Annotated in this window: 14 protein-coding genes; 3 read left to right on the top strand and 11 right to left on the bottom strand. The window is 48.3% G+C overall.

What is annotated here, in order from left to right:
- Positions 1–45 precede the first annotated feature (45 nt).
- A complete protein-coding gene (locus KHN79_RS00550; protein ID WP_182009887.1) occupies positions 46–1,248 on the top strand; it encodes a cation:proton antiporter in 1,203 nt (400 codons plus the stop codon).
- A 70-nt stretch (positions 1,249–1,318) separates the two neighbouring features.
- Here the strand turns inward: KHN79_RS00550 and tatC are convergent, their stop codons facing one another.
- The 7 genes from tatC to rmuC form a co-directional block, all read right to left on the bottom strand.
- Positions 1,319–2,068: a Sec-independent protein translocase subunit TatC gene (gene tatC, locus KHN79_RS00545; protein WP_182009888.1), complete on the bottom strand. Its 750-nt coding sequence runs from the start codon at positions 2,066–2,068 to the stop codon at positions 1,319–1,321.
- 68 nt (positions 2,069–2,136) lie between these two features.
- Entirely contained in the window at positions 2,137–2,535 is a 399-nt protein-coding gene (gene tatB / locus KHN79_RS00540; RefSeq protein ID WP_182009889.1) for a Sec-independent protein translocase protein TatB, read from the bottom strand.
- A gap of 3 nt (positions 2,536–2,538) precedes the next feature.
- Positions 2,539–2,796 (bottom strand): Sec-independent protein translocase subunit TatA, encoded by a 258-nt coding sequence (tatA, locus tag KHN79_RS00535; protein ID WP_182009890.1) that lies wholly within the window; start codon positions 2,794–2,796, stop codon positions 2,539–2,541.
- A gap of 49 nt (positions 2,797–2,845) precedes the next feature.
- Positions 2,846–4,480 carry a ubiquinone biosynthesis regulatory protein kinase UbiB gene (gene ubiB, locus KHN79_RS00530; RefSeq protein ID WP_182009891.1) on the bottom strand — a complete coding sequence of 545 codons (1,635 nt, stop codon included), beginning with the start codon at positions 4,478–4,480 and terminating at the stop codon, positions 2,846–2,848.
- Complete coding sequence (locus KHN79_RS00525) at positions 4,477–5,124, bottom strand: SCP2 domain-containing protein (RefSeq protein WP_182009892.1); 648 nt, start codon at positions 5,122–5,124, stop codon at positions 4,477–4,479. The genes ubiB and KHN79_RS00525 overlap by 4 nt, the downstream gene beginning before the upstream one ends.
- Before the next feature lie 11 nt (positions 5,125–5,135).
- On the bottom strand, positions 5,136–5,915 hold the full coding sequence (ubiE, locus tag KHN79_RS00520) for a bifunctional demethylmenaquinone methyltransferase/2-methoxy-6-polyprenyl-1,4-benzoquinol methylase UbiE (RefSeq protein ID WP_182009893.1): 780 nt from the start codon (positions 5,913–5,915) through the stop codon (positions 5,136–5,138).
- Between the two features lie 77 nt (positions 5,916–5,992).
- A complete protein-coding gene (gene rmuC, locus KHN79_RS00515; protein ID WP_182009894.1) occupies positions 5,993–7,537 on the bottom strand; it encodes a DNA recombination protein RmuC in 1,545 nt (514 codons plus the stop codon).
- Between the two features lie 205 nt (positions 7,538–7,742).
- On the opposite strand from rmuC, the gene KHN79_RS00510 reads away from it, so the two are divergent.
- Both KHN79_RS00510 and KHN79_RS00505 read left to right on the top strand, forming a co-directional pair.
- Entirely contained in the window at positions 7,743–8,654 is a 912-nt protein-coding gene (locus KHN79_RS00510; protein WP_182009895.1) for a DMT family transporter, read from the top strand.
- A gap of 154 nt (positions 8,655–8,808) precedes the next feature.
- Positions 8,809–11,244, top strand: coding sequence for an EAL domain-containing protein (locus KHN79_RS00505; RefSeq protein WP_182009896.1), 2,436 nt, complete (start codon positions 8,809–8,811; stop codon positions 11,242–11,244).
- Positions 11,245–11,317: 73 nt separating this feature from the next.
- On the opposite strand, the gene KHN79_RS00500 is transcribed toward KHN79_RS00505, so the two are convergent.
- From KHN79_RS00500 to KHN79_RS00485, 4 genes are all read right to left on the bottom strand, one after another.
- Positions 11,318–11,548, bottom strand: a complete 231-nt coding sequence (locus tag KHN79_RS00500) for a hypothetical protein (protein ID WP_182009897.1) — start codon at positions 11,546–11,548, stop codon at positions 11,318–11,320.
- A gap of 313 nt (positions 11,549–11,861) precedes the next feature.
- A complete protein-coding gene (locus KHN79_RS00495) occupies positions 11,862–12,872 on the bottom strand; it encodes an AI-2E family transporter (protein WP_182009898.1) in 1,011 nt (336 codons plus the stop codon).
- Positions 12,873–12,880: 8 nt separating this feature from the next.
- Positions 12,881–13,228: a hypothetical protein gene (locus KHN79_RS00490; RefSeq protein WP_244812580.1), complete on the bottom strand. Its 348-nt coding sequence runs from the start codon at positions 13,226–13,228 to the stop codon at positions 12,881–12,883.
- A complete protein-coding gene (locus KHN79_RS00485) occupies positions 13,173–13,685 on the bottom strand; it encodes a phage holin family protein (RefSeq protein ID WP_182009899.1) in 513 nt (170 codons plus the stop codon). Before KHN79_RS00485 ends, KHN79_RS00490 begins: the two co-directional genes overlap by 56 nt.
- Positions 13,686–13,726 lie beyond the last annotated feature (41 nt).

Here is a 13,726-nt window from a genome sequence, read left to right as displayed (position 1 = left end):
CTTATAACTTGTTCAAAAATCTGCATTACGTACAAGGAAGTACTCATGGATTTGGAGCGTGTTTATTTCGTTATCAGCATTCTCGCAGGCATCGTTTTCTTATATACCTTAGTCGCTAAACGGATCGAAAACTCCTCAATTTCTGGCCCGATTGTCTATGTCTTACTCGGCCTGCTGCTCGGCGGACATGGCCTGGGGCTTATAGGCTTATCAGCACAAGCCAATGACCTGCGGCTGCTTGCCGACCTGACTCTGGCATTAATTCTCTTCTCTGATGCCGCTCACTCCAATCTCTCCGTATTAAAACAGAAAGCCGTGTATCCGGTCAGAATGCTCCTGTTTGGTTTGCCGGGTGCCATTATTCTGGGAACGTTAGTCGCGGTTGTACTGTTTGACGTGTTGTCCGTCACCGAAGCCGCGATTCTTGCCACCATGCTTGCCGCAACTGATGCAGCGCTGGGTAAAGCGGTGATATCAAATCCCAAGGTTCCGACTCCGGTAAGTGAAGGGCTCAACGTAGAAAGCGGCCTCAATGATGGTCTTTGCGTTCCGATACTTTTGCTGCTGATTGCAGTGGAAACCAGTGCCACTCACACTGAAATCAGTACTTGGCATGCCCTGATGGTGTTTGCTGAGGAACTTGGTATCGGTATGGCTGTTGGAATGTCTCTGGCCTACATTGGCGCAAAGCTCCTTCACTGGAGTGCAAAAAAAGGATGGCTTGGTGAAGTGTGGGCACAACTGACGGTAGGCGCTATGGCCCTGGCCAGCTTTGGTTTAGCACAAACCCTGCACGGCAGTGGCTACATCGCGGCATTTACGGGCGGGCTTCTGTTTGGTCATTTAGCTTCAAGCCATACACACAAGTTGGTGCTAGCGACAGAGGGCATCGCCGAGTTATTGGCGATGTTAACCTGGATTCTCTTTGGTGCAGCCGTGGTTGGACAGGTATTGGGGCTATTCTCCGTCAGTATGATCGCGTACGCCCTTATCAGCTTGACGCTGGTGCGGATGCTGCCTATCTATCTCTCTTTCCTCGGCACATCCGTCCCTCCCCGTCATCGCTGGTTTATGGGGTGGTTTGGTCCGCGTGGTTTAGCAAGCATTGTGTTTACAATCATCGTATTAGACGCTGAGTTACCGGGAGGGCGCTTTATTGCTCTGACCGTAGTGTGTACCGTGATATTGAGTCTTGTATTGCATGGCATTACTGCGCGGGCTTTATCGGAGCGCGTTGGCAGCGATTAGAACTCATGTCAGAAACGAAAAAGCGGCTCAACAGAGCCGCTTTTTGCGAGTAACTTGTGGGAGAAGAAGACTACTCTTCGGCCTCTTCTTCCTCCTCACCTTTGCGGGTATAGAAACGCGCAAACAGCAAACCGACTTCAAACAGTAAGCACATCGGGATTGCCAGCAAAGTCTGGGAAATCATATCAGGTGGCGTTAACACCATCCCGACCACAAACGCTGCAACAATAATGTATGGACGCTTTTGCTTTAATTCTTCTGGCGTAGTAGCGCCTGTCCAGCACAGCAGAATGATCGCGACCGGCACCTCAAACGCGATACCGAAGGCCATAAACAGCGCCAGTACAAAATCCAGATAGCTGGAGATGTCCGTGGCGAACTCAACTCCGCCGAGTGAAATTGCGGTAAAGAAACCGAACACCAGCGGGAACACCACAAAATACGCAAATGCCACACCGCAGTAGAACAGCAAAGAGCTGGAAAACAGCAGCGGCATGATCAGACGGCGTTCATGCTTGTATAGGCCCGGCGCAACAAACGCCCAGACCTGATACAGGATAAATGGCACGGCAACAAATACCGAGGCGATCAGTGTCAACTTCAGGGGAGTAAAAAACGGCGATGCAACATCCGTCGCAATCATCGTCGCCCCTTCAGGCAAGCGCTCAACTAAAGGCGCAGAGACAAACTCGTAAATGTGGTTAGAGAAATAAACTAGCCCGACAAACACCACCAACACTGCCACGATTGAACGCAGTAGCCGGTTGCGAAGCTCCAACAAATGACTAATTAAAGGTTGTGTCTGCTCGACGGTAGACATGGCAAACCTCTTTATAAAGAACCAAATCAAAAAGGAGCTACCTATCCTAGTAGCTCCTCCTAATGAGACTATTCGGCTTTCTTATCTGCCGCTGTAACCTTGATATCTTCCGCTTTTTCTACCGACTCAACGGTTTGCTCTGCTTGCGCAGGTTTAGCGTCAGACTCAGTTTTTTCCGCGTAAGGGCGGTTTACAGATTGCGCAGCCTGTTTCAACTCTTCTACAGAAGATTTCAGCTCAGGAGATAAATCTTTCATCCCCATCTGCTCAGCTTTACGCAAGTTTTCTTGCAGCTCTTGGACTTTCAGCTCATGTGACAGTTCGTCTTTGACGCTACTAGCCATACTCCGGGCGGCACCGATAAAGCGGGACACGCTGCGGATAGCATGAGGCAAACGCTCCGGTCCAAGAACGACCAGACCAACAACAGATATTAATACCAGTTCCCAAAAACCGATATCAAACACGTTTTACGCCTGCTCTTTGTCTTTTTTCGTTTCAGGAGCAGCTTCTTTTTGTTGCTGCGTCTCTAAACTTTTTGGCTCGAAGTCTGCGTCTTTCACGTCTTTAGCATTTTTCGCAGCATCTTCATCATCGCTCATTGCTTTTTTGAAGCCCTTAACGGCACCGCCCAGATCGCCACCAATGCCACGTAGTTTCTTGGTTCCGAATAGTAATACAACAATTACAGCAATGATTAGAAGTTGCCAAACACTGATACCACCCATTCTTTTTACCTCGGGTCTCTAAATAAAATGTATTTCAAGAGTTTACCGCCTATCGACGATAAGCTCGCCAACTAAACAGCCAGAATGTGACACCTGCAATCCCGCAGGCGAAAGATAGCTGCTCATACGCGTTATCCACCAATATTGCCGAGCATACGACTAAAGTGGCGCCAACACCAAATAAAAACTTTCCTGTTGCCTGCTGCCGCTTGCTCTGACGGTAACCCTGATAAAGCTGATCCATGCGTTGGTTCATCGCTTTACCTTGTCTGAGACTGTCATAAAGCAGCTCCGGCAACTCCGGTAACTTCTCCGCCCAATATGGCGCGCGGTCTTTGATCGCATTAACCAAAGCTTGCGGACCAACCTGGTTCATCATCCACTCCTCAAGGAATGGTTTCGCGGTCTCCCACAAATCAAGCTGCGGATAAAGTTGTCTGCCAAGCCCTTCCACATACAGCAAGGTTTTTTGCAGCAACACCAGCTGAGGCTGAACCTCCATATTGAAGCGACGTGCCGTATTGAACAGATTCAATAACACGTGACCAAAGGAGATTTCACACAGTGGCTTAGCAAAAATCGGCTCACAAACAATGCGAATCGCAAACTCAAACTCGTCAACATTGGTATCTGCCGGCACCCAACCTGAATCCACATGCAATTCCGCCACTCGGCGATAATCACGATTGAAGAACGCAAGGAAGTTTTCCGCCAGATAACGTTTGTCTTCACTGTTAAGTGTACCAACGATCCCGCAATCTAACCCGATCCAGGTCGGATTCTCCGGATGTTCCGGTTTAACGAACACATTGCCGGGATGCATATCGGCATGGAAGAAGCTGTCCCTGAACACCTGAGTAAAAAACACACTCACGCCGCGTTCGGCAAGCAACTTCATATTGGTGCCATTTGCTTTCAGGCCTTCAATATCAGAAACCTGAATGCCATATATTCGCTCAGAAACCATGACAGTTTGATTACTGAAGTCAGGAAAAACTTCAGGAACGTACAATTCTTCACTGCCTTCGAAATTCCGGCGCAGCTGAATCGCATTCGCCGCCTCACGACGTAAATCCAGTTCATCAAGCAGAGTCTTCTGGTATTCACGAACCACTTCAACCGGCTTCAGGCGACGTGCATCAGGCATTGCCCCCGCAACTAAGCGTGCCATCCGGTGCATCAATTTTAGATCGGAATCGATGACCGGGCGAATATCCGGGCGAATTACTTTCAGCACGACTTCCTGATCAGTGTCTTTTAACCGTGCCGTGTGTACCTGAGCAATGGACGCAGAAGCAAGTGGTTTGACATCAAATTCAGTGAACCAGTTTTCAAGCGGCCCACCTAACGCTTTCTCCATCTGCTGCTTGGCCAATTCACCATCAAATGGTGCGACCTGGTCCTGAAGCAGTGCGAGCGGATCAGCGATATGAGGAGGAAACAGATCACGGCGGGTCGACATCATCTGGCCGAACTTAATCCATACCGGCCCCAGCTCCTGAAGAGCTAACCTAAGACGGTCACCTAACGGTTTTTCCGGATGCTTGTTCTTAATCCAGAACAGGCTTTTACGCATCCAGAGTGGAGCTTTGGTCAGCTGATGCTCTGGCAATAACTCATCCAGACCATATTCCAGTTGTACTTTTACAATGTGATATAAGCGTTTTATTTCTGCCGGAGTCATGGTTTCTCCAGCGAAGTCTTATCCGACAGTTTATCTAGCCTCGATTTTTCAAGCAATGCATTCAGGCGAGCCTCTATTCTTGAAGCCTGGCTGCGTACCTCATCCACCTGGTCACAAAAGTGAGCCACTTCGAGTGGTGGCGGCGCAAATTTCCACTCTTCAGTCACCACCTGAGATAAGTGACGCTGATGTTTTGTTGCCTGAGAGACGAAAAAGTTTCCGACGTTTTTTGATCCCTGCACAACGGTATGCGCGACCACATCTCCGGTGACTCGTGACAGCCACTCTTCAATGTCCGGTTTGCAATCGACCATTAGCTGGGAGAATTTCTGCGCCAGTTGGATATCCCCTTCAAGCTCAAGTTTATCCTGCTTGATAAGTCGGGTGATATTGGCCTGATCACGCAGCTCCGGCAACACGCTCAGATTAAGAGACAGGTAACAATCCGGCTGTCCTTCATAGTTACCCAGCACATCAATTTGCTGGCTGAATATAAAGGTCAGAGTCTTATTGATCTCTTTAAGGTGCACTTGAATAACCTGACCTTTAAGACGCGCTAAGCGACGACCCAGTGCCGGATCGTCTTTAATCAGCGTGTTCAGCGAGGTTTCAATGACGGCAGTGATAAGAGGTTCAAATGGCATGCCTTTACCCCTTAGAACTTGTAACCGCGGTGCAGTGCCACAATACCGCCCGTCAGGTTGTAGTATTTGGTGTTTTCGAAACCGGCATCCTTCATCATACCTTCCAGCGTATCCTGGTCTGGGTGCATGCGGATAGACTCTGCCAGATAACGGTAACTTTCCGCATCGTTCGCGACCAGTTCACCCATTTTTGGCAGCAGGTGGAATGAGTACGCGTCATAAATTTTAGACAACGGGTCAAGAATCGGTTTTGAAAACTCAAGCACCAGCAGACGACCACCCGGCTTAAGCACGCGGAACATAGAGCGCAAAGCTTTGTCTTTATCGGTTACGTTACGAAGACAGAAACTGATGGTAATGACATCAAAGTAATCATCAGGGAATGGCAGCTCTTCTGCGTTTGCCTGAACGTAATGCACATTACCTACAATGCCATTATCGCGCAGCTTATCGCGGCCGACATTGAGCATTGAGTTATTGATATCAGCCAGAATAACGTGGCCCTGGTCACCGACAATACGCGAGAATTTTGCGGTAAGATCACCAGTACCACCGCCAAGATCCAGAACACGCTGACCCGGACGAGCGCCACTGCAATCAATGGTGAAACGCTTCCATAAGCGGTGAATACCACCAGACATCAGATCATTCATAATGTCGTACTTCGCTGCCACGGAGTGAAAAACTTCGGCAACTTTGGTTACTTTTTCTTCTTTCGCTACGGTAGTGAAACCAAAGTGGGTGGTTTCGTTCTCTAATGCTGTATTGGATTGCAAGCTTGTGTCCGTCATTCTAATTCCTCTTGGGCAGCACGTTTCACTGCTGGGCGGTTGCTGACAAATAGAGTCGCCCAATGCACTGCGGGCGATTAGTTTACTTTATCCTCAGCCGGATGTCTTTCTACTAAAGGTTCATTTGATGATTCATTTTCCGAAAATGATTCACTTTGTGCCAACTGTACAAGGTCAGAAGAGATAGGACGTTTGACTTCCACTCCGAGATGCTTAAAACCCTCAGCCTGACGGATGACATTACCACGCCCCGTTGCGAGTTTATTCATTGCGCCCTGATAAGACTGATTGGCTCTGTCCAGAGCACCGCCAAGCCCTTCCATGTCATCCACAAACAAACGCAGTTTGTCGTAGAGCTTGGTCGCACGCTCGGCAATCAGTTTGGCGTTGTCATTCTGACGCTCATTACGCCATAAGTTATCGATGGTACGCAGTGCCACCAGCAGTGTGGTCGGGCTGACCAGGATGATGTTCTGCTCCATAGCGTCTTTGACCAGACTCGGATCCGCCTGAATCGCGACCTGAAAAGCGGGCTCAACCGGAATGAACATCAGCACATAATCGAGGCTCTGGATACCTTTCAGCTTGTGATAATCCTTCATGCTCAAACCCTTAATGTGCGCGCGCAGCGCAATAAGGTGAGCGTTCAACGCCTGATCCCGCTCTGTATCCGTTTCAGCGTTGAAGTAGCGTTCGTAAGCGACCAATGCCATTTTTGAGTCGACCACGACCTGTTTGTTTTGCGGCAGATGTACAATCACATCAGGTTGGTAACGCTTGCCCGCTTCGTCCTGCAAGTTCACCTGAGTCTGGTATTCATGCCCCTCACGCAGCCCAGATTCAGCTAACACTCTGGCTAAAACCACTTCACCCCAGTTGCCTTGCTGCTTGTTATCGCCTTTGAGAGCCTGGGTCAGATTGACTGCTTCACGCGTCATCTGTTCATTCAGGCGTTGCAGGTTTTTCAGCTCATGCACCAGTGTATGCCGTTCTTTAGCTTCCTGACTAAAACTGTCATTGACCTGTTTTTTAAATCCGTCCAACTGCTCTCTCAGTGGTGAGAGCAGACCTTCCAGGCTCTGACGGTTTTGCAGATCCACCTTAGCGGTTTTTTCCTCAAACAACTGGTTCGCAAGGTGCTCAAACTGCTGCTTAAGCCTGACTTCGGCTTGCTCGAGTATCTGCAGTTTCTCCGCATTAGCCTGATTCATCTGCTCGTGGCGCGCCTGCTGCTCGCGAAGCTGGGTTTCCAGACGTGATTTTTGCTCACGCATCAGTCCGAGCTCCTCAAAATACTGCTGGCGTTCCTGTTTTACCGCTTCGAAGTAGCGTAGTTTTTCCATCGCAGCCATTAACTTACCGTGCGACTGACGTACTTCAAAGGCGGCTTTATCACGCTCATCATCGAGTTCATCCAGCTCTTGCTGCGCGTCAGCCAGACGCTGATTGACCTGCTCAAGTTGCTGTAGATGAAGCTGTTTTTCTGAAGTCAGTTGTTGTTCGAGAAGCTGCGTTTGAGTGGTAAGACGCTGTTTTATCCACCAGCCTACAGTGGCACTGCTGGCAGCAGCTGCACAAAGAGAAGAGATAATAAGGGTCTGGTGCTCAAGAATCCATTGCATAATAGCGGGTTAGCCTGTGTTTTATATCTGTATCAATGGTATTTAGACACTGGATAAATGTCCAGTTTGTTGGATGAAAAATCCTCGCATACACTACGCATTCAAAATTATATTCTTTGGCTCGCCTGACTTTTTGTCACCAAAATGGGTTGTTATTCCCTGCAACCGCTGAACACCGAGCCTTCCATTACGATACAGAGGCATCATGAATGAGCGTCGCGCCCTAGGATTCGGGCTCTCAGCAGTATTACTTTGGTCAACGGTTGCGACCGCGTTTAAGCTCACGTTAGCCGAGTTCACTCCTGTTCAGATGCTGTGTGTTGCCAGTATCGTTTCTGCTATCGCCCTGACCATCGTGTGTGGCATTCAAGGCAAGCTAAATCAGCTTACCGGCACTTTTGCCTCTAATCCCTGGTATTACCTGCTGCTGGGGCTGATTAACCCGTTAGCTTACTATCTGATCCTGTTCAAAGCTTATGATTTGCTGCCTGCATCACAGGCACAAGCCATTAACTACAGCTGGGCGATTACCCTGACTCTTATGGCTGCGGTATTTCTCGGCCAGAAAATTCGCACCAAAGACTGGATAGCCTGCGCATTTAGCTATTTAGGTGTGATTGTGATTGCCACTCAGGGCAACGTTCTGGGAATGGAGTTTGAAAGCCCACTCGGTGTCGGACTCGCACTGCTTTCAACGCTACTGTGGGCCGGCTACTGGATTCTCAACACCAAAAATAAAGCCGATCCGGTGATTGGCGTATTGCTTGGCTTTTTGGTAGCCATTCCTCTCACTATATTTCTGAGTGTGTATGAAGGGGCAAGCTGGGAAACCATTTCAGCCAAAGGGTGGGCTGCGGTCACTTACGTCGGCCTGTTTGAAATGGGCATTACGTTCGTTCTTTGGCTAAGCGCACTGAAGTCCACACAAAATACCGCCCGCATCAGTAACCTGATTTTTGCCTCACCATTTATCTCTCTCATGCTGCTGGCTTCCATTATAGGTGAGGAAATTCACCCATCGACTCTGATTGGGCTGATACTGATCATCAGTGGATTGGTCATTCAACAAGTGACGCTCGGCAAGAAAAAACAGAAAACAACGCAGGCTTCTCAATGAAAAACGTTATCAATTCGCATTTTTCTAAACTAAAGCATTCTATTGCTTGGAATTATCTAGACCTTTAGTACGATACATCCATAGCCCAATAGCCTCTTGAATTGTAATGTTTCTATAACAATATTTATGGGCGTTCCAGGATACTCTACTAATTATGTTTCGCTTCTCTATTCCGTCTTGTTTATCAGAAGACTGGCAACACGCTCTGCAGCAGTGCTGTGATGCCAACCAAGCTGAGGGACATGTTTATCTCCTCAGCCACAGCCAGCAATGGATTCCCGGCGAGGTCTCAACTTCCCCTGCAGACCACAGCGCAATTATCAGCATCATTGAGCAGACCACTGAACAATTTTCTCCCTTACAGTTCAACCCAGTGAACAGTGAGCTGGGAAGTAAAGCCATCAGCATTTGGCCGGTGTGGTTACCAAATGGTGAGTTGTGCGCCGCCATAGCGCTGACATACTCAGAGCTCAAAAATCAGATGATTCCGGCGTGGATGAGCGCACTGGCAGGCCGCTTCAGTTTTGATGCAAGCCAGCATGACCAACAAGAGAAGACCCAAACCCTGAGCCAGCTGCCATCACTCCAGGAGTTTATCAATAGCCTTGAAGACCACATCTGGATTAAAGGCACGGATGGCCGATATGCCATGACAAACCGGAGTGTTGAGAGAGCCTGGCAAAAAACCAATCACGAGATCATCGGCAAAAACGATTTTGACCTTTTCAGTCCGCAGCGCGCAGACAAGTTCATCAGTGCCGACGCTTCTGTTATCGAAACGGGCAACCAGATTATTATCGAAGAGTGCCGGCAAAAAGATGAGAGCAATGGTGTAAAGTGGCTGGAAACCGTTAAGTCACCAGTACGCAATCAGACAGGTGAACTGATCGGCGTGCTCGGCATGACGCGTAACATTACACGCAGAAAGACGATCGAAACACAGCTGACGCTGGCATCAAAGATCTTCAATAACTCACAAGAAGGTATGATCGTCACTAATAGTGACGCGCGCATTATCGATGTTAACGCTGCGTTTACTCATATTACGGGCTACAGCGCAAAAGAAGTTCAAGGTCTGACGCCGAGAATTCTCCGCTCAGGACATCATGATAACGATTTTTATCAGAAGGTGTGGCAGGACATCGAAAGCAAAGGTCAGTGGACAGGTGAATTTATCAACCGCAAGAAAGATGGCAGCTTTTATCCTCAGCTTGCTACCATTAGCGCGGTCATGGACGACAAAGATCAGTTAAGTAACTATATCTGCGTGTTTGAAGACATCTCAGTGCGTAAAGCGCATGAGGAAAAGCTGCAAAGAATGGCGTTTTATGACCCATTGACTAACCTGCCAAACCGCTCACATTTACAGAGTTTACTTGAGCAGCACATCGAAGAAGGTCAAAAGAGCACCCAAAGCTTCGCCACGCTGTTCCTCGACATTGATCATTTTAAACACATCAACGACAGTATGGGTCATCTGTGTGGTGATCAACTGCTGGCCAAGTTAGCAACACGTCTGCGCAACACCCTACATCTCAGTGCACATGTATCTCGTATCAGCGGAGACGAGTTTGTTATTATTCTTCCCGATGTCCAGAGCGATGTTACTCTGATTGAGACGGTAGAAAACATACTGGGCTTATTCCAGCGTCCGTTTAAGCTCGCCAGTCACGACTCACTTCGTGTTTCCGCAAGTATTGGTATTGCACTGTACCCATCCGACGGACAAGACAGCGAAACCCTGCTGAAAAATGCCGATACTGCAAAGCATCTGGCAAAACAAAATGGACGTAATGGCTACGCATTCTATTCGCCAGACCTGACCGACAAGTCCATCTCACACTTGCGGATTCATTCAGCATTACATCAGGCTATCGAGCAGCAGCAACTGCATCTGGCATACCAGCCTCAATACTGCCTGGAGCAAAAAAGTATTGTGGGCGTAGAAGCCCTGCTGCGTTGGCAGCATCCTGAATTCGGCATGGTATCCCCCGCTGATTTTATTCCTATTGCAGAAAAGACCGGGCTTATCCAGAGCATTGGTGAGTGGGTACTCAGACAGGCCTGCTTACAAGGTCAGTCATGGCTGGCAGCAGGCATTAATTTCGGCAAAATCGCAGTGAACGTTTCAGCACTGCAACTGCAGCAATCCAACTTTATCGCGCGACTTGGCATGATACTTCAGGAAACCGGCTTTCCTGCGCACTATCTCGACATCGAAATTACCGAAAGCTTTTTACTGAACGACCCGCAGCAAGCCATCGCCTCACTGAATAAACTCAGGGATCTCGGCATTGAAATTTCTTTGGATGATTTTGGTACAGGCTACTCCTCTCTGTCATACCTCAAAGGCTTGCCGATCAACAAACTGAAAATAGACCGCTCCTTCGTCAAAGACATTCCTGGGCATGGTGACAGTAATGCTATCGTCAACGCAATCATTGCTATGAGTAAGACTTTATCACTGAAAGTTGTAGCAGAAGGGATAGAAACTTCGGAGCAGGCAAAGTACCTGTCAGATGGCGGGTGCATTTACGGGCAGGGGTTCCTTTTCAGCCCTCCCGTTAGCCCGGAGACACTGTTCGGTTAGTTTGACGTCTGTCTGAAAAATATAAAGGGCGGCTGTAGTGCCGCCCTTTGATGTTTTCTGATACAAATTACGCTTAACAATCAGTGTCGTCGGCGTTCATGCTTTCTTTAAGCTTCTCACACTCTTCTTTTACCGCGTCTTTTGTGTCTTCTGCCGCATCATCCAGTGTTTGCCCCGCCTCTTCCGCAGCGTTATCCAGTGATTTGCCTGCCTCTTCCATTGGCCCCTCATCAGTACATGCTGCAATAGCAAATACCAAACCGAGAACTGCAAGTAAACGATAAACAAATGGTGTATTACGCATGTGAACTCCTATCTATTAATGCTCATCTTTCCAAGTACCGTAAAAACTATAGACACAATTGCTGCAAGTAGGAAAAACCAAAGATGAGACTCGACATCACATTCCTAAAGTGACTATCTTGAAATAATAAAGTTACACCCAAAGTCGTGGCCGAAGGCATCGAGACGAAAGAACAAGTAGCTTACCTGGTCGACAAAGAACGTATCTACGGTCAGGGATATTTACTCATTCCACCCATTGCGGCGGAAAAGTTGTTTAACCAAAGACAACTTTCAACAAAGTGGCCGCTTTGCGGTTAGATATTCGTCGAACCTCAAAGCGCCAAACGATCCGCCAAAATGTTAATGCACACCAATAGCGGCACGCCAATCAACAGCCCCATTCCGCCCCACAACCAACCCCAAAAGACTAGCCACATAAAGATCACTAACGGGTTGAGGTTAAAACGCTTACCCAGCAAGGTTGGGGTGACCAACTGACTCTCAATCAAATTCAACAACAAGTATATCGACACCACCGTCAGCGTAAAACTGACCGAATCCAGCTGCAGGTACGCGACAAAACCAAAGCTCACCATCGAAATCACTGGCCCCAAATACGGAGCGAAATTCATCACACCCGCAAACGCCCCCCATAGAAAAGGATCTTCAAGGCCGAGGACAAAAAACACCAACCCAAGACAAAGCCCTAAACCCGCATTGACCAAAGTAATGGTGCCGATGTAGCGCGATAAATCTTTCTGCAAAGCCTGCACCAACTCCACCGCCTGACGTTGTTTCGAAAAACCACTCAAACGCGATACCGATTTACGAAATAGACTTCGACCATGATTAAGCATGAAATAAACCATAAACAGCACAATCATCGCCTGAATTAACAGCGTTGGTGTGGTGGTCGCGAGCGCTTTGAGCAGAGAAAACACCGTGTTGTTGCCCACCTCGTTAATGTTCATGTCACTGGCGAGTTCAAGCGGCGCATTCATGTGCTCTGACGACGTTTTGGTCACTTCATTCACTTCCTGCGAAACGTTTTTGATGATGCTTGGCAACTCAGCCCACCATTGTTTCGCGGGTTCTGACATCGCCGATAAACCGAGTATTGAAGCACTCACCAACAACGTTAGCGTTATCACCACCGTTATCGTGCGTGGCCAGCCTTTGTCTTCAAAATAATTGATCAGCGGGCTAAACAGCAGCGCCACAAACGTGCTAATCACCATAGGTAGCAGCACTGATTTGGCGAAGTACAGCGCTGGGACAAGCAATAAAACCAGCAGAGATACACCAATCACGGTATTAACGGGAAGGTTTAATTTTCCACTCATACGCGCCTCTATTGAGGTGGTAAATCGGATGGTTGAGCCGCTTCGTCACCAGCCACTTTTAAAGATGTAGCAGACGATGAAGAAGATTTGGCTAACTGACCACTCATATCCATCGCGCCATTAAGCAACAAACTGATGGAGGAGAGAGATGACGTGACGCGAGACAGTCGCCCAGCGTTTGCAACAGCAATCGCGGCAAAAGCGCTCAACCCAAGCGCTGTCCATGGGTATTCTCGCACGAATCGGTTCGAGGTAAATTTGAGGGTTTGTTTATCCAACAAACATTGCTCCAGAGCTGCTTTACCCTCGATGCGTTTTATCTGCATGGCTCGGTCGAGTTTGGTTAGAGAACGCATGCCAGCCCTCCTGCAATTGGTCGGTTGTATTTTTGAAACCAAGGAAGTACGTCAGTCGCTTCTGCCACCACGCCAGACCAACTAGCGCCAACCCCAACGAAACAATAAACACGCCAACACTTAGCAATATTTGAGCGGTAAAGTAGTACGTCACCATGCCCGCTGCCAAACACACACTGAAGATAAACAACACCGACAGCAGCGTAAAAATGATACTGAATATCACGATTTGACGCGCAGCCGCTACGTTGACTTTCATCTCTAGCAGAAACAAATCCAACGTCGAGCCCGACCACGTTCGCAGTGACGTCGAAAGGTCGTCAATCTGCGACAAAATGGCTCGTAGCCCATTAATGGCTTGTTCAACTTCCTGATTTTTAGCCCCGTTTAGGGCTCGGCTACTGTCTGCAGTAGCCGAGCCTTGGCGCTCATTGATGGTATGCTCGGAGTCATTCATAGAACTCTTCCTTCATGATTAAAGCGAAATGTTAGGAACAG

The sequence above is a fragment of the Vibrio sp. B1FLJ16 genome, assembly GCF_905175385.1.
Taxonomy (GTDB): domain Bacteria; phylum Pseudomonadota; class Gammaproteobacteria; order Enterobacterales; family Vibrionaceae; genus Vibrio.
The sequence above is the reverse complement of the archived record's forward strand: the minus strand, read 5'-3'. Positions and strand labels throughout refer to the sequence as shown.

Excerpts from the sequence above, each read along its gene's own strand:
- KHN79_RS00550 (WP_182009887.1), top strand. The coding sequence starts at position 46 with ATGGATTTGGAGCGTGTTTATTTCGTTATCAGCATTCTCGCAGGCATC.
- tatC (WP_182009888.1), bottom strand. The coding sequence starts at position 2,068 with ATGTCTACCGTCGAGCAGACACAACCTTTAATTAGTCATTTGTTGGAG.
- tatA (WP_182009890.1), bottom strand. The coding sequence starts at position 2,796 with ATGGGTGGTATCAGTGTTTGGCAACTTCTAATCATTGCTGTAATTGTT.
- ubiB (WP_182009891.1), bottom strand. The coding sequence starts at position 4,480 with ATGACTCCGGCAGAAATAAAACGCTTATATCACATTGTAAAAGTACAA.
- KHN79_RS00525 (WP_182009892.1), bottom strand. The coding sequence starts at position 5,124 with ATGCCATTTGAACCTCTTATCACTGCCGTCATTGAAACCTCGCTGAAC.
- ubiE (WP_182009893.1), bottom strand. The coding sequence starts at position 5,915 with ATGACGGACACAAGCTTGCAATCCAATACAGCATTAGAGAACGAAACC.
- rmuC (WP_182009894.1), bottom strand. The coding sequence starts at position 7,537 with ATGCAATGGATTCTTGAGCACCAGACCCTTATTATCTCTTCTCTTTGT.
- KHN79_RS00510 (WP_182009895.1), top strand. The coding sequence starts at position 7,743 with ATGAATGAGCGTCGCGCCCTAGGATTCGGGCTCTCAGCAGTATTACTT.
- KHN79_RS00505 (WP_182009896.1), top strand. The coding sequence starts at position 8,809 with ATGTTTCGCTTCTCTATTCCGTCTTGTTTATCAGAAGACTGGCAACAC.
- KHN79_RS00500 (WP_182009897.1), bottom strand. The coding sequence starts at position 11,548 with ATGCGTAATACACCATTTGTTTATCGTTTACTTGCAGTTCTCGGTTTG.
- KHN79_RS00495 (WP_182009898.1), bottom strand. The coding sequence starts at position 12,872 with ATGAGTGGAAAATTAAACCTTCCCGTTAATACCGTGATTGGTGTATCT.
- KHN79_RS00490 (WP_244812580.1), bottom strand. The coding sequence starts at position 13,228 with ATGCGTTCTCTAACCAAACTCGACCGAGCCATGCAGATAAAACGCATC.
- KHN79_RS00485 (WP_182009899.1), bottom strand. The coding sequence starts at position 13,685 with ATGAATGACTCCGAGCATACCATCAATGAGCGCCAAGGCTCGGCTACT.